Consider the following 16,526-nt stretch of genomic DNA (forward strand, 5'->3'; position numbering starts at 1 on the left):
TTAATTAAATTTACTAATCAACTCATATGTGCAGAAAGATAAAGTTACTATGAAAATAATATTAATTATGGGTCTTCCAGGATCTGGCAAAACAACTTTAGCAAATGAAATTGCTCCATCGATAGATGCTAAAAGACTTAATGCTGATGAAGTTAGAAAAGAAGCTAATGATTGGGATTTTTCAGAAGAAGGCAGAATAAGACAAGCCAAAAGAATGGCAGATTTTGCAAAAAAATTAAAAGATGATGGAAATTATGTTATTGCAGATTTTGTTTGCCCAACGCCTGAAGCAAGAAGTTTATTTCCTGCAGATTATATAGTTTGGGTTAATACAATAAAAGAGGGACGTTTCGATGATACTAATAAGATGTTTGTTAAACCTGAAAAATTTGACTGTCAGGTTACAACTCAAGATGCTAAACATTGGGCACCAATAATACTAAAGGAGATAAAATAATGGCTTATGAGTGGGATAATAAAAAACCAACAGCACAAATGCTTGGCAGATGGCAACCATTTCATGATGGTCACTATGCTTTATTTATAGAAATTATTAAAAAAACAGGTCAAGTATGTATTCAAATTAGAGACGTTCAAGGTGTTGATGATAATCCATTTGATTTTGACACAGTTAAGAAAAATATTGAAGAAAAATTAAACCCAGAATTTGAAGGACAATTCAAAGTAATGATGGTGCCAAATATCACTAATATTTGTTATGGAAGAGGGGTTGGCTACAAAATTGAAGAAGTTGTTTTATCTGAGGAAATTCAAAAAATTTCAGCAACAAAAATTAGAGCTAAAATGAGAGAAGATGGTAAACTCAAGTAATATTAAAATTAAACTTTTAAATAAAGATATTGCCTCAATCATCATTTATGAGCCAAAAACATATAACGCACTTTCATTTAAAAATTTAGGAGATTTAATTAAAGCTTTTAAAAAATTAGATGAAAACAAAAATATTAAGGTAATAATTATTGAAGGGTCTGGAAAAGGGTTTAGTGCAGGTCATAATTTAAAAGAAGTAAGTGGATTAAAAAAAAGAGAAAAATATCAAAAACTTTTTAATCTTTGCTCAAAATTAATGCTTCAAATAGTTGAAGGAAAAAAGCCAGTTATTGCAAAAGTTCATGGGGCAGCATTTGCTGCTGGATGTCAATTAGTTGCGAGTTGTGATTTAGCTTATAGTAGTAATGATGCAATATTTGCGACACCAGGAGTAAATATAGGCTTATTTTGTAGTACACCTATGGTAGCTGTTAGCAGAAAAGTTAATAGAAAAATAATGATGAAAATGCTTTTAACTGGAGATCCAATAAAAGCAAATTATGCAAAAGAAATTGGACTAATTAATAATCATTTTTCTAAATCAAAATTAAACAATGAAGTGTTAAAAGTTGCCAAAACTATTGCTTCAAAATCAAGTCTTACAATTAAAATTGGCAAACAAACTTTTTATAATCAATTAGAAATGCCATTAAGAAAAGCATACGCATACACAAGTAAAATGATGACAGTAAATATGATGGCAATGGATGCGAAAGAAGGAATATCTGCATTTTTACAAAAAAGAAAACCTAAATGGAAAAACAAATAATAGACGATAAAATTAAAGAACTATTTATTAGCTCAAGAGTAATAGCTTTAGTTGGAGCAAGTAAAAAAAAAGAAAAAGATTCAAATATAGTAATGAAATTCTTACAAAAATCTGGTTATAAAGTCATTCCTGTAAACCCAACATGTGTAAATGAAACAATACACGGAGAAAGAGTTTATGGAACCCTATTAGATATAAAAGAAAAAGTAGACATAGTTGATGTTTTTAGACCAAGCGAAGAGACTGTAGATATAGCCAATCAAACTAAAGAAATTGGGGCACATGTTTTGTGGCTACAACTTAATATTGAAAATGATAAGGCTAAAGAAATTGCTACAAAAAATAAAATTTATTATATTGCTAACAAATGTACTAAAATTGAATTTCAAAAATTATTTGGAATAATTTAGAAATTATTTCTATTGAATTAATAATTAATATTTTGAGGATAAACCTAGTTTTTCCAGTTTTACTGAGTTAGTTTTTGACTACCCATGCTCGATGATAAAAATCATCTATATTTTTTTGAATTAACCCTTTGGCAATTTGAGTAGCTTCTTGCTCTTCAAAAGGGCCATGTTTTTTTTCAGTATTCTTTAATATTGTTTCAATCTTGTTAGGGTTGGTATGCTCACCTTCAATTACATAAAAATTTTTCATGGCTTTCTTATAGAACTAGTTTAAAAATACACAAATGAAAAAAATATTTCTTTTATATGGTCATTATAACGAAAAATCTTTTAACGCTGCTATTAGAGATACATTTATAAAAACAGCTGAAGCAAATGGTCATTCAGTTGATTGTGTAGACCTATATAAGGAAAAATTTAACCCTGTTTTTGCAGGTGAAGAGGCTGGTGAGGATGTTTTAAATCATCGTAAAAGAATAGAAGATTGTGATATAATTGTTTTAATTGCTCCAATTTGGAATTTTAGAATGCCAGCAATTGTGGAGGGATGGATAGATAAAGTTTTGTCACCACCATGGGCATTTACATTTAAAAAATTAGTTGGAAATTATGGTTATCCAATGGGAAATTTAAAAGATAAAAAAGCTATAATTTTTTGTACTTATGGGTCTCCAAGGCTCGCTATTACAACCTTCTTTTTAAACCTGCCTATAAGAAGATTAAAAAGAGGGGTATTTCACATGTGTGGCATTTATAATATTGTTTACAGAAGATATTTTGCTGTACCGTTTGTTAGTGATAAAAAAAGAGAACAATTTTTGGAAGACGTCAGAACAACTGCACAAAATCTATAAAGTAATTTTAATTACTTTATTTTTAACATCTCCATCATTTGCTGAATTAGTTAAGCCTAATAATGGGATTGAACCTTATCAAGTTGTCAAAATCCAATTAAGAAGTTTAAAACAGAATGATAATCCAAAAAAAGATAATGGAATTGAGCAGACTTGGGAATTTGCACACCCAAATAATCAAAAAAATACAGGTCCTTTAGATCGATTTAAAACTATGATAAAAGGAAAATCTTATGTGATGCTTCTTAATCACTTGGACCATAAGGTTGTGGAGATAAAATCTGATGATTTAACTGCTCTTTTTGAGGTAACAGTTCTTGATAGAGATAAGGTCTACTATAAATTTAAGTGGGCAGTTGAAAAATATATAAAAGAGGGTCCTCTTAAGGACTGTTGGCTGACCACAATGGTCTCCGCACCAATGCCTCTTGGATCTTCAGTTTAAGCTAATAACTAAACGATTTTTGTTTCGTTAATAATAAAAAAATAGTAGGAATCGGACTAATGAAATCTAAAGCTAAAGTTGTTGTAGTTGGTGGTGGTGTAGTAGGAGTTAGTGCACTTTATCACTTAGCAAAAAAAGGTTTATCTGATGTTGTTCTTGTCGAGAGAAAAGAATTAACTTCAGGATCAACTTGGCACGCAGCAGGTCTGCTTCCATTATTTAATATGAGTTATTCAGTTGGGCAGCTTCATAAGTATGCGGTTGATCTTTATAAAAAATTAGAAGAAGAGACAGGACAAAATGTTGGCTTCAGTGTTGTCTCAAACATTCGTTTAGCAAGTACTAAAGATAGAATGGATGAGTACTACCAATATGCAGGTGTTGCACAAACTATAGGTGTTGATGTAAAATTTTTAACTCCAGATCAGGTAAAAGAAATTTGGCCTTTATGTCGTACGGATGATTTACTTGGCGCAATACAACACCCTGAAGATGGATACATTCAGCCTGCAGATTTAACACAAGCAATGGCAACTGGTGCAAGAAATATGGGTGCAGAGATTTATAGAAATACAGCTGTAGTTGGAATTAAACAAACTAAAGATGGATGGATTGTTGAAACTGATAAAGGAGCTATTGAATGTGAACATGTTATTTCTTGTTCAGGAAATTTTGCAAGACAAACTGGAAAAATGGTTGGTTTAGATATTCCAGTTATTCCAGTTGAACATCAATATATTGTTACAGAAGCACACCCAGATATTTTAAAAAGAAAAAAAGAAGGCTTACCAGAGATGGGAGTTTTAAGAGATAGTGATAGTAGATGGTACATGAGAGAAGAAGCAGGTGGTTTAATATTAGGACCCTATGAGGATGGTGCTCCAGCTTGTTATGTTGATGGACCATCAAAAGATTCTGAGTATGAATTATTTCAAGAAGATTTAGATAGACTTGCTCCGCACATAGAAGGTGCAATTCATCGTGTTCCAGCCTTTGGCGAAGTAGGTGTAAAAAAAGTTTATAACGGAGCAATTTGTTACACACCTGATGGAAACCCTATTGTTGGTCCAGCTTGGGGACTTAAAAATTTTTGGATAAATGAAGGACATAGCTTTGGTATTACTGCAGCAGGTGGAGCGGGTTGGCAACTTGCAGAATGGATTGTAGATGGAGAACCAACAATTGATATGCTTGGTGTTGAGCCAAGAAGGTTTGGTGATTATGCAACAAAATCATATTTAAAAGAAAAAAATGAAGAAGCTTACAACCATGTATTTAAAGTTCATTATCCTGATGAAGAAAGAGGTGCTGCTAGAGAATTAAGAACATCACCTTGCTATGATAGAATGAAAGCATTAGGTGCTGTTTTTGGGCAAAAATTTGGTTGGGAGAGACCTAATTTCTTTGCAGTAGATGGAATGGAACAAAAAGATGATTGGTCTTTTAGAAGATCCAAGTGGTTTGAAGCAATAAAAAAAGAATGTAAAAATGTAAAAGAAAATGTGGGTCTTTTAGATATGACTGCATTTGCAAAATGTAGAATTAAAGGATCTGGTGCAGAAGAATTTTTAGATTATTTAGTAGCAAATAAACTTCCAAAAAAAATAGGAAGAATTGGTTTATGTCACGCCCTTAATACTAAAGGAGGAGTGCATTCTGAATTTACAATAATGAGAGAAGCTCCAGATAGTTTCTATTTAGTTTCTGCAGGAGCGAACCAAAGATTAGACCATGACTGGATTCAAAAATGGATGCCAACTGATGGGACAGTTCAATTTGAAAATCTAACTAATAGTATGGGTGTGCTAGTTGTGTCTGGTCCAAAGGCTAGAGAATTAATGACAAGAGTTTCTAGTGATGATTTTTCTAGTGAAAACTTTAAATGGTTGAGTGCTAAAAATGTAAATGTTGGAAATGCACCAGTGAATGCTATGAGAGTAAACTTTGTTGGTGAATTGGGTTGGGAGCTTCATCATCCAATTGAATACCAAAACCATATATTTGATAAATTGATGGAAGCTGGAAAAGATTTAGATCTTAAGCCTTATGGAATTAGAGCAATGAATAGTTTAAGACTTGAAAAATCTTATAAACTTGTTGGGACAGAATTATCAATTGAATATTCACCTTACGAATCTGGACTAGATAGATTTATACATCCTAATAAAGGAAACTTTATAGGCTTAGAAGCACTTAATAAGTGGAGAGAAAAAGGTTTTAAAAATAAACTGGTTACTATGGAGATTCACAATGTTGAAGATGCAGATGTTCTAGGAAATAATCCAATTTATGAAAACAATAAAGTTGTTGGACGTGCAACAGGAGGAGATTTTGGATTTAGACTGGGTAAATCTATTGCATTAGGAATGGTGAACCCTGATGTTGCGACAACTGGTCAAAAATTGAAAATTGATATTTTAGGAAAAATGTACGATGCTACTATATTAGACGAGAGTCCTTACGACCCAGAAAATAATTTATTGAGAGCATAATGAAAATATTAGTCGCTGTTAAAAGAGTAATTGATTACAACGTTCAAGTCAGAGTTAAAGAGGATGGAACTGGTGTTGTTACTGATAATGTAAAAATGTCGAGTAATCCACCCGATGATAATGCGATTGAGGAAGCTGTAAAAATTAAAGAAGCAGGTAAGGCAACAGAAATTATTGCAATTACAGTCGGTGAAGAAAAATCACAAGAAACTGTTAGAAAAGCTTTGGCAGTTGGTGCTGATAGAGGAATTTTAATCAAAACAGAAGGAATTGTTGAGCCATTAGCCGTAGCAAAAGCACTACAAAAAATTGTTGAAAAAGAAAAACCTGACCTAGTTTTTATGGGTAAACAAGCAATTGATGATGACTGTAATCAAACAGGTCAAATGTTAAGTGCTTTATTGAATTGGCCTCAAGCAACATTTGCATCAAAAATTGAAATAAAAGACAAAACTTTAGAAGTAACAAGAGAAATTGATGAAGGATTAGAAACAATTGAAGTTAACCTTCCAGCTATTGTGACATGTGATTTAAGATTAAATGAGCCACGTTATGCTTCACTACCAAATATTATGAAATCTAAAAAAAAACCTTTAGAAATTTTAACAGCTGCTGACTTAGGAGTTGATACCACACCTAGAGTTCAACAAATTAAAGTAGAAGAACCACCAAAAAGAAAAGCAGGAATTAAAGTTGCAAGTGTTGCCGAGTTAGTTAGCAAACTTAAAAATGAGGCAAAGGTAATATAATGTCAGTTTTATTAATAGCAGAGCATAATAATAAAGAAGTAAGACCTTTTACATTAAACGCAATTACTGCAGCATCACAAATGGATGGAGATGTACATGTCCTGTTAATTGGAAATAATTGTGGAGATGTTGCTAAATTATTATCTGAAATGCCAGCTGTTAAAAAAGTATTACATACTGAAGCTCCTCACTATGAAAACTATTTAGCAGAAAACTTTGCACCATTAGTTGTAAAAGTTTCAGAAAATTATTCTCATATTGTTAGTTCTGCAAATACATTTGGTAAAAATTTGATGCCAAGAATAGCAGCACATTTAGACATATCTCAAGTAAGTGATATTACTAAAGTGATATCAGCTGATACATTTATAAGACCTATTTATGCGGGTAATGCATTTGCTACTGTAAAAAGTACAGATGTAAAAAAATGTATAACAATTAGACCAACATCTTTTGAGCCTTGTGAAACTTCTGGTGGCTCTGCTCCAATAGAAAAAATTGAAGCTACTGAAGAATTTACATTGTCAAAATTTATTAAAAGAGAAGAGGTTAAGTCAGATAGACCTGAACTTGGCACTGCTAGAATTGTAGTTTCTGGTGGAAGAGGAATGCAAAATGGAGAAAATTTTAAATTAATAACTGACATTGCAGATAAATTAAATGCAGCGATTGGAGCATCACGTGCAGCAGTTGATGCGGGATACATTAGTAACGAACATCAAGTTGGTCAAACTGGTAAAGTTGTTGTGCCTGATTTGTATATTGCAGTTGGAATTTCAGGAGCAATTCAGCATTTAGCTGGAATGAAAGAAAGTAAAATTATTGTTGCTATAAATAAAGATGGTGAAGCGCCAATATTTAGTGTCGCAGATTATGGTCTGGAAGCAGACTTATTTGAGGCGTTACCTCAATTCTTAGAAGAATTGAATAAATTAAATAGTATACAAAAATAATCAGTACTGTAAAAATTCAAGATATGCCTAGAGAAGCAATGGATTATGATGTGGTAATCGTTGGGGGTGGTCCTTCAGGACTGTCTACGGCAATTAAACTTAAGCAATTAGATCCAGAATTAAATGTATGTTTACTTGAAAAAGCCTCAGAGATTGGTGCACATATTTTAAGTGGTAATGTGTTTGAAACTCGAGCTTTAGATGAGTTATTACCAAACTGGAAAGAACTTAATTCACCTATAAAAACTAAGGTTTCTAAAGAAAAATTCTTATTTTTAAGCAAGACAAAATCATTAAGCTGGCCGACATGGCTACTTCCATCAGTTCAACAAAATCATAATAATTACATAATCAGTTTAGCAAACTTATGTAGATGGCTAGCAGAACAAGCAGAAGCTTTAGGTGTTGAAATATTTCCAGGCTTTCCTGCAAGTGAAATTTTATACAATGAAGATGGATCAGTTAAGGGAGTTGCAACTCAAGACATGGGTGTTGATAAAGAGGGAAACAAAAAAGATAGTTTTGAACCAGGCATAGAGCTTTTAGGAAAAGTTACCGTTTTTGCTGAAGGATGCAGGGGACATCTTGGAAAACAATTAATAGAAAAATATAATTTATCAGAAGGTAAAGATCCTCAACAATATGGAATTGGATTTAAAGAAATTTGGGAAATCAGTGAAAAAAATCATGAAGAGGGAATGGTAATGCATACTGCAGGTTGGCCACTTGATAATAATACTTATGGTGGAAGCTTTATTTACCATGCAGAAAACAAGCAAGTTTTTTTAGGTTATGTAATTGGTCTTGATTATAAAAACCCACATCTTTCACCGTTTGATGAATTTCAAAGATTTAAAACTCATCCTGCAATTAAAAAAATAATTGAAGGTGGAAAACGTATTTCTTATGGTGCACGTGCTCTAATTGAAGGTGGACTTCAGAGTTTACCAAAAATGTTTATGCCTGGTGCTTTATTAATCGGTTGTGATGCAGGAACTTTAAATATGCCTAAGATTAAAGGATCACACACTGCAATGAAAAGTGGAATGATTGCTGCAGAAACTATAAATGAACATTTAAAAGAAAAACAAGATTTATCAATTTATGAAGATAAATTTAAAAAAAGTTGGGTTTATGAAGAACTGCATACTGCTCGAAATGTTAAACCAAGTTTTAGCTGGGGTTTAATTCTTGGAATAATATTTACTGGAATAGATCAAATATTATTTAGAGGAAAATTACCGTTCACCTTAAGACACAAACATGCTGATCACGAAACATTAAAACCAGCAAATGAAATGCTAAAAATTGATTATCCTAAACCAGACAATATAATTACATTTGATAAAACAAGTTCTGTTTATTTAACAGGAACTAATCATACTGACAATCAGCCAGTACATTTACAACTAAAGGATCCAAACTTACCGATAAATTATACTTTAGAAAAATTTGATGAACCTGCACAAAGATATTGTCCTGCAGGTGTTTATGAAGTTCAAAATGAAAATGGTGTAAATAAATTTGTCATAAATTCACAAAACTGTATTCATTGTAAAACTTGCGACATTAAAGAACCTTCTCAAAATATTACGTGGGTGACACCTGAAGGTAGTGGTGGACCTAAATATGGGAATATGTAATTAGAAAGATAAAATTAGTCCAACAATAAAAATTAAACAAATTGTTAATCCTCCAAAAACAAAATTTGCTCTGGTTTCTTTTTCTTTTACTTTTCTTGCTCTATTTAAAAGAATATTTATATCAACTCTTCCTGATAATGAAACTTCCTCTCTTTTTTCAGGGGTCGCTAAAGGAGGAAGATCATTTACCCCAGTTGAAACTATTTTTTCTGCACTCATTCCAGTAATAAATCATCAAACTATTAGAAGTACAATACATCAAATGTTCATTTTGGGTTGACTCTAATTTTAATTACGTTCATTTTGGGTTAAAATATAATTTATGACTAAATTATTACCCAAAGTGTCAAACCAAGTCCGAAGCAAAGATATAGCAAAAGTAATAGAGAAAAACTTTGTCTCGATAATGCCTGTTTGGGCACCATTACAATTAGCTTGGGTGAATAATGTTTATAGAACTTTTCATGATTATGAAAAATTTATGATCATTATGTATTTATTGATGAGAACATTTGAAACTTATTCAAAAAACTTTGTGAAGTTAAATTATGAAGAGTATTTTAATCAAATAAAAGTTGAAATAGATATGATTAATGTAATGGAAATATCTACGACTCTTAATATACCAAAAGAAACAACCAGAAGAAAAATTAATGAATTAGAAAAAATGGGAGCAATAAAAAGAATAAATAAAAAAATTATAATCGATAGAAGCACATGGCCAAATATTAAACCTGAAGAAACGATGAAAAGAATGTCAAGATTTTTATCAACTCTTTCAAAGATGTGTGTTATCGATGGGCTATTATCAGAACCAATCAGTAGTGAAAATCTAACAAAAACATCTAAAGAATATTTTTCATTTGTTTGGAAACTTTATTATGAAATGCAAATGCCTTTTTTATTAAGCTTTAAAAAAACTTTCGGTGATCTAGAATCCTTCCACGTTAATGGGATTTGTTTAATCAATCATGCTCTAAACTCAAAAAAAAATGATAATAGTGAAATGAGTAAAGAATTTTACATAGAAAAGTATTTCTTTGCTGATAAAAAAGATTTTGCAGGTATTAATGCAATGTCTATTTCAGATATTACAGGCATACCAAGAGCTACAGTCATTAGAAAATTAAATAAATTAGTAAAAGAAAAATTTTTAAAAAAAGATGATAAAAAACATTATTCTTCGACAGGTTTTCATGCAAAAAAATTATTAAATGTACAAAAAAATACCTTAAACAATTTATCTAAATTTACTGCACGTATTTATAATCTGTATTCAATTAAATAATATTAAATACTAAGTATTTTTTCTAAGAATAAATACAAAAATTATTGAAGTCATCATCATTATCAAAGCATAAGCTGCTGTGGGTATAATAAAAGTAGCTATACTTTCGCCAAACATTTGTGTTCCAACAAATAGTGCTAAAGTTCCATTTTGAAGTCCACACTCTATTGAAATACATCTTTGTTGTGCAACTCCAGATGCAAAAATTTTTGCAATATAAAAACCTAAAAGCATCATTGACATATTTAGTAGTAAGACGGGCAAGCCAGCTTGAGTAAAATAAGTTATAATATTATCCCATTCCTCTATATAAATTGCAGCAAACACTAATATAAATAGTATGATTGAAATTTTTTGAATTATTGCGGCTTGGTTATCAACAAAATTTCTAGCAAAATGCTTAATTATCATTCCAATTAATACTGGAACTGTAACAACAAAAAACATCTTTAAAGCAATACCAGTCATAGATATTTCTTTAATAATACCAATTTCAAAGAAATCCATAGATGTAAACATTATAAATGGTACAGAAATAATACTAATCAAACTAACTACTGCAGTTAGTGATATTGAAAGTGCAACGTCACCATCAGCAAATTTAGTAATTACATTTGATGTAACACCACCAGGTGCACATGCAATCAACATTAATCCAACAGCAAGTTCTGCTGACAGATTTAATAGTAATGCTATAGACAAAGCAACGATTGGTAGCAAAACTAACTGAGAAATAAAACCGACTAAAAAATCTTTTGGAATTTTAACTACTCTTATGAAATCTTGAATAGTCAAACTCAATCCAAGCCCCAACATTATTAAAGCTAAACCTAATGGAGCTATCTTTGTTGCAATTTCCATTTTTAAAACTTATTAGTTCATTTTGAGTTTTACAAGAAAATGATTTCAATCTTAGGATTAACTAAGATAAATCAATAGCATTTTTCTTTAAAACTTCCATTGAAACAAGCTTTAAAGTTTTTTCATGTGTTCTTTTTAAATAAACAGGACAAGGTTTGCCAGCATCTGCAGCTCTTGCATACCAACTAGCACAAACACACCAACCATCTCCAGCTTTGAGACCTGGAAATCCAAATTCAGGATGAGGAGTTATTAAATCGTTGCCAGCTTCTTTACACCATTCTAAAAATTCTATTGTAACTTTTGCACAAACGGTGTGAACACCGTGATCATTTTCATCAGTGCTACAACAGCCATCTCTATGCCATCCTGTTAAAGGATCGTTAGAACATTCTTCTAGATCTTCACCAAGAACATTTTTTTGTTTGTCGCTCATTTAAATTTTTGTTGGATTGGGTTGACCTTTGTAGACAACCTCTGGATCAAAAGATTTTTCTTTCTCTTCAAACTTCATTTCAATTTCTCTACCATTTTCAATTGGGCCTAATGGAATTGATCTATAAAAACATGATCGATAACCAACATGACAGCTAGAGCCATCTCCAATATCTACAGTTAACCAGATTGAGTCTTGATCATCATCAATTCTAATTTCTGTTACTTTTTGAGTGAAGCCACTAGTTTTACCTTTGTGCCAAATTTGCTGTCTAGATCTACTAAAGTAATGAGCTTCTTTAGTCTCAATAGTTTTTTTAAAAGCCTCAACATTCATGTATCCATGCATCAAAACATCTTTAGTTTTTGAGCACATAGTGATGACTGGAATTAAGCCATCATTATCAAATTTTGGTGAAAGGAGTTTTCCCTCTTCAATTTCGACTATATTTTCTCTTTTTTTAAACATATCTAGGTGATTATGTAGCATATTGAACAATATATTAAATATTTTAAAAACAATGATTTACTGTATAAACTTGCCATATGAAATTAGTAGAAGACACAGATAGCAAAATTTTAGACACCAAAAAAGTTTCTGATAAAGAAGCTGAAGAGGCTTTTAAAACTATTTTAACTTGGATGGGTGAAGATCCTAGTAGAGAAGGATTATTAGAAACTCCAAAAAGAGTTGTTAAAGCATTTAAAGAATATTTTGGTGGATACACTGAAGATGCAAATAAAATTTTAGAGAAAACTTTTGGTGATGTTGAGGGTTATGATGACATGGTTGTTGAAAAAAATATTTCAGTATCAAGTCATTGTGAACACCACATGGCACCTATTGTTGGAACAGCACATGTTGCCTACATTCCAAATGAAAGAGTTGTAGGTTTAAGTAAACTTGCAAGAGTAGTAGAGGTTTTTTCAAAAAGATTACAGACACAAGAAAGATTAACAATGCAAGTTGCTCAAGCTTTAATGACTTCATTAGATGCAAAAGGAGTTGCTGTTACAATTGATGCAGCACACCAATGTATGACAATGAGAGGAATTAAAAAAGAAAATGCAACAACAGTTACAAATTATTTCTTAGGAGAATTTAAAAAAGATTTAAGTATTCAGAATAGATATTTAAGATTTATTAGTAAGTAACCTTCCTAAGGGGGAAAAGTATGTCAGATAATTTTAAAGCACTAGTTGTCAATCAAGAAGGTGAAAATTTTACAAGAGAGGTAAAATCAATAGATAAATCATTTTTAAAACATGGTGATGTACTTGTTCAAGTAGATTATTCAGACTTAAACTATAAAGATGCACTTATTTTAAGAAATGGGGCAAAATTAGTAAAAGAATTTCCACATATCCCAGGCATTGATTTTGCAGGAACTGTCTTAGAAAGTGACAATTCTAAATTTGAAAAAGGGGACGAGGTAATACTTACAGGTTGGAGAGTTGGTGAAATTTATTTTGGTGGCTACTCTCAATTTGCAAAAGTCAATGGAGATTATCTAGTTAAAAAACCAAAAGATATTACATCCAAACAGGCAATGATTTTAGGTACTGCTGGACTAACAGCATTATTATGTTCTTTTGCAATCAAAGCTAGAGAAGAACTTTTATTAGGTGAAAAAGTTAAAGATGTTTTAGTCACTGGTGCTTCTGGAGGTGTTGGAAGTATTGCAGTGATGATTTTAAATAAATTTGGTTACAATGTTACAGCAGTTACCGGAAAAGCTGAAAATGAAGAATATTTAAGATTATTAGGTGCTAAAAAAATAATAAATAAAGCTGATTTAGATAAAGACGCTAGACCCTTAGACAAAGGTCTGTGGGACGGTGTTGTCGATACTGTTGGTGGAAAAATACTTGCTAATGCACTTGCGCAAACTAGAGACAATGGAATTGTTGCGGCCTGTGGAAATGCTTCTGATTATAAATTAAACACTACTGTAATGCCTTTTATTATTAGAGGTGTTAAACTTTGGGGAATAAATTCTGTTACAGCATCGATAAAAAGAAGAGAATTTGTTTGGCATGAAGTTAAAAATATTATTGATTTCGAGCAACTAGAAAAATCAATTAAAACAGTGAGCTTAGAAGATTTAATAGACATATATCCAAAAATGTTAAAAGGTGAAACATCAGGAAGATATATTGTTGATCTTAATAAATAGATGGATTGGGATAAATTAAAAATATTTCATGCAGTAGCGGAAGCTGGAAGCTTTACTAATGCAACAATAAATCTAAATTTAAGTCAATCTGCAATAAGCAGACAAATTCAATCATTAGAACAAGACCTTAAAGTACAACTCTTCGAAAGACATGCAAGAGGTCTTACATTAACTGAAAATGGAGAGTATTTATTTAAAACAGCTCATGATGTGATTAGTAAATTGAAAGAAGTTGAGTCTACATTGGGTGATCAAAAAAACAAACCAACTGGTAAATTAACAATTACAACAGTTAGAAGTTTTGGAACTCACTGGCTAACACCTAGAATTCAAGAGTTTATGACTTTAAATCCAGAAATTGAAATTGAATTAATTTTTGACGATAAAGAGTTAGACTTAAGTACAAGACAAGCAGATTTAGGTATTTTTATGAGAAGACCTAAGCAACTTAATTATATCCAAAAAAAATTAGTAGATATTAAATATTATATATATGGATCAAATAAATATTTAGAGAAACATGGGATGCCAAAAAATGTTACAGATCTAAATAAACATAAATTTATTTCATTTGGTAAAGGAGCACCCTCACCAGTGTATGATCCTGACTGGGCTTTAAAACTTGGAATTAAAGATGCTAAAAAAAGAAAACCAATAATGAAAGTGAATAGTGTCATGGGTTTACTTTTGGCAGTTGAAGCGGGTGTTGGACTTGCAGCACTTCCTGAGTATTTAGTTTTTAATTCAAATAATGTAATAAAAGTTCTCCCAAACTCAGAAGGACCTATAACAGAGGCTCACTTTGTCTACCCTCAATCTCTTAAAAATACAGCAAGAATTACTGCCTTTAGAAATTTCTTATTTAGTAAAATAGGTGATTGGAAATAATTCTAGTTATTTTTGTCGTTAACATAAACTGAAACACCTCTAGAATTAATATCTATATCAAACTTTTTGTGCAGTGGTGGAAAAGCTCTTTGTGAGCAATCTAACCTGTCACAAGTTCTACAAGAAACACCAATAGGAATTTCAGTTTTCTTATCTGAGATATCTAAATTTTCTGTATATACAAATTCTTTTGCATATTTAGCCTCACAACCTAAACCAATTGATAAAATACTTTTTGATAAACCATATCGACCAACACCTTTTTCAACAGTTCTTGCAATACACACATATTTTTCACCATTAGTCATTTTACTTACTGCGGCTTGTATAACTCCAGGCCTTGTAAAGGCTGAATACACATTCCATCTAGGGCAAGCACCACCATATCTTGGTATTTCAATTCCAGATAAAGAAAATCTTTTAGAAATATTTCCTGCAATATCTGTTCTTAACATATGAAAAGGTATGCCTGGTAATTTAGGATCTTGAAGGCAAGTCACTCTATGAGCAACTTGTTCAAAAGAAGTAGCGAAAGTATTTTGCAAAAGTTCTAAATCATATTTTAGCTCCTTACATTCTGAATGAAATAATTTATAAGGCATTAAAATTGCAGCACCACAATAATTTAATAGTGCAACTTGTGTCAGTCTTTTTGACTCATTAGATGGAAAATTAAAATTAGATAGATATTCATTAATTTCTTTTGACGCACCTTCTTGAGCAATTTGAGATGCAGCATGTAATTTTTTAGTTTCTAAAGTATTATAATCACTTAATAGAAGTTCTTTTTTTTTATTATTATAGATTTTTGAAAAAGGTTTGCCATCTTCTGGAATTATATCTTTAACAATTATTGAATATTCAGATTTCAAAAAATCGCATAGAGCAATATATCTTGTCCTATTATTAACTTGAACTTTATTAAAGATTTTATCTGCAAATTTTTCTAATTTAGGAAAGTAGTTCTTATTTTCTTGAAGGAAATCTGATATTACCTCTCCAGGAAAAGCTGTTTTCCTACTATCAATTTTTTTTCCTGAAATATCCTCAACTTTATTAACTATATCATGGTCTTTTTGTTTGAAATTATCTCCTAATTTAATTAATGCTTTTGCAATTTTTGGATTGGTATTTACTAGATCCTTTACTTCAGGCCCTAATATATCTAAGTCTTCAAACAATTGATCATCTAAAAGCTCAGAAATATCATTTTCTAAATTAACATCAGCCTTGCTAGTTAAATCAGATAAGTTAACTCTTAACTCTTTACTAACTTTAATTAATAAGTCACCATCAATATTTCTTTTTCCACTTTCAATTAAGTTTAGATAGCTTGGAGAAATTTTTATTTGTTCAGCAAATTTATTTGCCTGCAATCCTAATTGTCTTCTAAATGCTTTTATTTTAGGTCCAATTTTTAAATCAGATTTATTTATATTTTTATTTTTTAAAAATTTAGTAATTGCAATTTTTGAATTATCTAAACTAATTTCTCTTTCACTAGTAAGATCAGACAACTCAATTCTTAATTCATTGCAAATTTTAATTAATAGATCAGCATCAATATTTCTTTTTCCGCTTTCAATTAGATTTAAATAGCTAGGTGAAATATTTATTTGTTCAGCTAACTTTTTAGCTTGAAGACCTAACTTTCGCCTAAAGTTTCTAATTTTATTGCCAATACTGACGTTTATACTCATTTTTATTCTCTTATTTGTAAATTTTGTAAAT

At 31.0% G+C, this 16,526-nt stretch carries 20 protein-coding genes; 14 read left to right on the forward strand and 6 right to left on the reverse strand.

Going from position 1 to position 16,526, the window contains the following annotated elements; all coding sequences use genetic code 11:
* Positions 1 to 49: 49 nt before the first annotated feature.
* From ABXT47_RS01670 to ABXT47_RS01685, 4 genes are read left to right on the forward strand one after another with little or no spacing between them, the layout of a single operon-like run.
* Positions 50 to 457: an AAA family ATPase gene (locus tag ABXT47_RS01670; RefSeq protein ID WP_415308957.1), complete on the forward strand. Its 408-nt coding sequence runs from the start codon at positions 50 to 52 to the stop codon at positions 455 to 457.
* Positions 457 to 831 carry a cytidyltransferase gene (locus ABXT47_RS01675; protein WP_415308959.1) on the forward strand — a complete coding sequence of 125 codons (375 nt, stop codon included), beginning with the start codon at positions 457 to 459 and terminating at the stop codon, positions 829 to 831. Before ABXT47_RS01670 ends, ABXT47_RS01675 begins: the two co-directional genes overlap by 1 nt.
* A complete protein-coding gene (locus tag ABXT47_RS01680) occupies positions 815 to 1,600 on the forward strand; it encodes an enoyl-CoA hydratase (protein ID WP_415308961.1) in 786 nt (261 codons plus the stop codon). Before ABXT47_RS01675 ends, ABXT47_RS01680 begins: the two co-directional genes overlap by 17 nt.
* Positions 1,585 to 2,010: a CoA-binding protein gene (locus ABXT47_RS01685; protein WP_415308963.1), complete on the forward strand. Its 426-nt coding sequence runs from the start codon at positions 1,585 to 1,587 to the stop codon at positions 2,008 to 2,010. The genes ABXT47_RS01680 and ABXT47_RS01685 overlap by 16 nt, the downstream gene beginning before the upstream one ends.
* Positions 2,011 to 2,077: 67 nt before the next feature.
* Here ABXT47_RS01685 and ABXT47_RS01690 read toward each other — a convergent pair whose 3' ends face one another.
* The gene (locus tag ABXT47_RS01690; RefSeq protein ID WP_415308964.1) at positions 2,078 to 2,260 is read right to left on the reverse strand and encodes a hypothetical protein; all 183 of its coding nucleotides are present in this window, start codon (positions 2,258 to 2,260) and stop codon (positions 2,078 to 2,080) included.
* 34 nt (positions 2,261 to 2,294) lie between these two features.
* Here ABXT47_RS01690 and ABXT47_RS01695 point away from each other — a divergent pair, with 34 nt between their 5' ends.
* The 6 genes from ABXT47_RS01695 to ABXT47_RS01720 are packed head-to-tail and all read left to right on the forward strand — an operon-like array spanning position 2,295 to position 9,146.
* Positions 2,295 to 2,864 (forward strand): NAD(P)H-dependent oxidoreductase, encoded by a 570-nt coding sequence (locus ABXT47_RS01695; RefSeq protein WP_415308966.1) that lies wholly within the window; start codon positions 2,295 to 2,297, stop codon positions 2,862 to 2,864.
* Positions 2,806 to 3,309, forward strand: a complete 504-nt coding sequence (locus ABXT47_RS01700) for a DUF4864 domain-containing protein (RefSeq protein WP_415308968.1) — start codon at positions 2,806 to 2,808, stop codon at positions 3,307 to 3,309. Before ABXT47_RS01695 ends, ABXT47_RS01700 begins: the two co-directional genes overlap by 59 nt.
* A gap of 59 nt (positions 3,310 to 3,368) precedes the next feature.
* A complete protein-coding gene (locus ABXT47_RS01705; RefSeq protein ID WP_415308970.1) occupies positions 3,369 to 5,801 on the forward strand; it encodes a GcvT family protein in 2,433 nt (810 codons plus the stop codon).
* Positions 5,801 to 6,550 (forward strand): electron transfer flavoprotein subunit beta/FixA family protein, encoded by a 750-nt coding sequence (locus tag ABXT47_RS01710; RefSeq protein WP_415308972.1) that lies wholly within the window; start codon positions 5,801 to 5,803, stop codon positions 6,548 to 6,550. The genes ABXT47_RS01705 and ABXT47_RS01710 overlap by 1 nt, the downstream gene beginning before the upstream one ends.
* On the forward strand, positions 6,550 to 7,503 hold the full coding sequence (locus ABXT47_RS01715) for an electron transfer flavoprotein subunit alpha/FixB family protein (protein ID WP_415308974.1): 954 nt from the start codon (positions 6,550 to 6,552) through the stop codon (positions 7,501 to 7,503). The genes ABXT47_RS01710 and ABXT47_RS01715 overlap by 1 nt, the downstream gene beginning before the upstream one ends.
* A gap of 23 nt (positions 7,504 to 7,526) precedes the next feature.
* The gene (locus ABXT47_RS01720; RefSeq protein ID WP_415308975.1) at positions 7,527 to 9,146 is read left to right on the forward strand and encodes an electron transfer flavoprotein-ubiquinone oxidoreductase; all 1,620 of its coding nucleotides are present in this window, start codon (positions 7,527 to 7,529) and stop codon (positions 9,144 to 9,146) included.
* Here the strand turns inward: ABXT47_RS01720 and ABXT47_RS01725 are convergent, their stop codons facing one another.
* The gene (locus ABXT47_RS01725) at positions 9,147 to 9,365 is read right to left on the reverse strand and encodes a hypothetical protein (RefSeq protein ID WP_415308977.1); all 219 of its coding nucleotides are present in this window, start codon (positions 9,363 to 9,365) and stop codon (positions 9,147 to 9,149) included.
* Between the two features lie 103 nt (positions 9,366 to 9,468).
* On the opposite strand from ABXT47_RS01725, the gene ABXT47_RS01730 reads away from it, so the two are divergent.
* Positions 9,469 to 10,434, forward strand: coding sequence for a hypothetical protein (locus tag ABXT47_RS01730; protein WP_415308979.1), 966 nt, complete (start codon positions 9,469 to 9,471; stop codon positions 10,432 to 10,434).
* A 9-nt stretch (positions 10,435 to 10,443) separates the two neighbouring features.
* Here the strand turns inward: ABXT47_RS01730 and ABXT47_RS01735 are convergent, their stop codons facing one another.
* From ABXT47_RS01735 to hisI, 3 genes are all read right to left on the reverse strand, one after another.
* Complete coding sequence (locus tag ABXT47_RS01735) at positions 10,444 to 11,295, reverse strand: bile acid:sodium symporter family protein (RefSeq protein WP_415308981.1); 852 nt, start codon at positions 11,293 to 11,295, stop codon at positions 10,444 to 10,446.
* Positions 11,296 to 11,356: 61 nt separating this feature from the next.
* Positions 11,357 to 11,731, reverse strand: coding sequence for a DUF2237 family protein (locus tag ABXT47_RS01740; protein ID WP_415308982.1), 375 nt, complete (start codon positions 11,729 to 11,731; stop codon positions 11,357 to 11,359).
* Entirely contained in the window at positions 11,732 to 12,199 is a 468-nt protein-coding gene (hisI, locus tag ABXT47_RS01745) for a phosphoribosyl-AMP cyclohydrolase (RefSeq protein ID WP_041185798.1), read from the reverse strand. It abuts the gene before it with no gap.
* 77 nt (positions 12,200 to 12,276) lie between these two features.
* Here hisI and folE point away from each other — a divergent pair, with 77 nt between their 5' ends.
* The 3 genes from folE to ABXT47_RS01760 are packed head-to-tail and all read left to right on the forward strand — an operon-like array spanning position 12,277 to position 14,795.
* Entirely contained in the window at positions 12,277 to 12,885 is a 609-nt protein-coding gene (gene folE / locus ABXT47_RS01750) for a GTP cyclohydrolase I FolE (RefSeq protein ID WP_271564482.1), read from the forward strand.
* A gap of 20 nt (positions 12,886 to 12,905) precedes the next feature.
* The gene (locus tag ABXT47_RS01755) at positions 12,906 to 13,907 is read left to right on the forward strand and encodes an oxidoreductase (RefSeq protein ID WP_415308985.1); all 1,002 of its coding nucleotides are present in this window, start codon (positions 12,906 to 12,908) and stop codon (positions 13,905 to 13,907) included.
* Positions 13,908 to 14,795, forward strand: a complete 888-nt coding sequence (locus ABXT47_RS01760) for a LysR family transcriptional regulator (RefSeq protein ID WP_415308987.1) — start codon at positions 13,908 to 13,910, stop codon at positions 14,793 to 14,795.
* 2 nt (positions 14,796 to 14,797) lie between these two features.
* Here ABXT47_RS01760 and ABXT47_RS01765 read toward each other — a convergent pair whose 3' ends face one another.
* The gene (locus ABXT47_RS01765) at positions 14,798 to 16,495 is read right to left on the reverse strand and encodes a short-chain fatty acyl-CoA regulator family protein (RefSeq protein ID WP_415308989.1); all 1,698 of its coding nucleotides are present in this window, start codon (positions 16,493 to 16,495) and stop codon (positions 14,798 to 14,800) included.
* Positions 16,496 to 16,526: the final 31 nt, after the last annotated feature.

This window comes from Candidatus Pelagibacter sp. Uisw_099_02 (assembly GCF_047727625.1).
Classification (GTDB): domain Bacteria; phylum Pseudomonadota; class Alphaproteobacteria; order Pelagibacterales; family Pelagibacteraceae; genus Pelagibacter.

Bases quoted from the DNA above. Each gene is read 5' to 3' on its own strand.
- ABXT47_RS01670 (WP_415308957.1), top strand. From the start codon at position 50: ATGAAAATAATATTAATTATGGGTCTTCCAGGATCTGGCAAAACAACT.
- ABXT47_RS01675 (WP_415308959.1), top strand. From the start codon at position 457: ATGGCTTATGAGTGGGATAATAAAAAACCAACAGCACAAATGCTTGGC.
- ABXT47_RS01680 (WP_415308961.1), top strand. From the start codon at position 815: ATGGTAAACTCAAGTAATATTAAAATTAAACTTTTAAATAAAGATATT.
- ABXT47_RS01685 (WP_415308963.1), top strand. From the start codon at position 1,585: ATGGAAAAACAAATAATAGACGATAAAATTAAAGAACTATTTATTAGC.
- ABXT47_RS01690 (WP_415308964.1), bottom strand. From the start codon at position 2,260: ATGAAAAATTTTTATGTAATTGAAGGTGAGCATACCAACCCTAACAAG.
- ABXT47_RS01695 (WP_415308966.1), top strand. From the start codon at position 2,295: ATGAAAAAAATATTTCTTTTATATGGTCATTATAACGAAAAATCTTTT.
- ABXT47_RS01705 (WP_415308970.1), top strand. From the start codon at position 3,369: ATGAAATCTAAAGCTAAAGTTGTTGTAGTTGGTGGTGGTGTAGTAGGA.
- ABXT47_RS01710 (WP_415308972.1), top strand. From the start codon at position 5,801: ATGAAAATATTAGTCGCTGTTAAAAGAGTAATTGATTACAACGTTCAA.
- ABXT47_RS01715 (WP_415308974.1), top strand. From the start codon at position 6,550: ATGTCAGTTTTATTAATAGCAGAGCATAATAATAAAGAAGTAAGACCT.
- ABXT47_RS01720 (WP_415308975.1), top strand. From the start codon at position 7,527: ATGCCTAGAGAAGCAATGGATTATGATGTGGTAATCGTTGGGGGTGGT.
- ABXT47_RS01725 (WP_415308977.1), bottom strand. From the start codon at position 9,365: ATGAGTGCAGAAAAAATAGTTTCAACTGGGGTAAATGATCTTCCTCCT.
- ABXT47_RS01730 (WP_415308979.1), top strand. From the start codon at position 9,469: ATGACTAAATTATTACCCAAAGTGTCAAACCAAGTCCGAAGCAAAGAT.
- ABXT47_RS01735 (WP_415308981.1), bottom strand. From the start codon at position 11,295: ATGGAAATTGCAACAAAGATAGCTCCATTAGGTTTAGCTTTAATAATG.
- ABXT47_RS01740 (WP_415308982.1), bottom strand. From the start codon at position 11,731: ATGAGCGACAAACAAAAAAATGTTCTTGGTGAAGATCTAGAAGAATGT.
- hisI (WP_041185798.1), bottom strand. From the start codon at position 12,199: ATGTTTAAAAAAAGAGAAAATATAGTCGAAATTGAAGAGGGAAAACTC.
- folE (WP_271564482.1), top strand. From the start codon at position 12,277: ATGAAATTAGTAGAAGACACAGATAGCAAAATTTTAGACACCAAAAAA.
- ABXT47_RS01755 (WP_415308985.1), top strand. From the start codon at position 12,906: ATGTCAGATAATTTTAAAGCACTAGTTGTCAATCAAGAAGGTGAAAAT.
- ABXT47_RS01760 (WP_415308987.1), top strand. From the start codon at position 13,908: ATGGATTGGGATAAATTAAAAATATTTCATGCAGTAGCGGAAGCTGGA.
- ABXT47_RS01765 (WP_415308989.1), bottom strand. From the start codon at position 16,495: ATGAGTATAAACGTCAGTATTGGCAATAAAATTAGAAACTTTAGGCGA.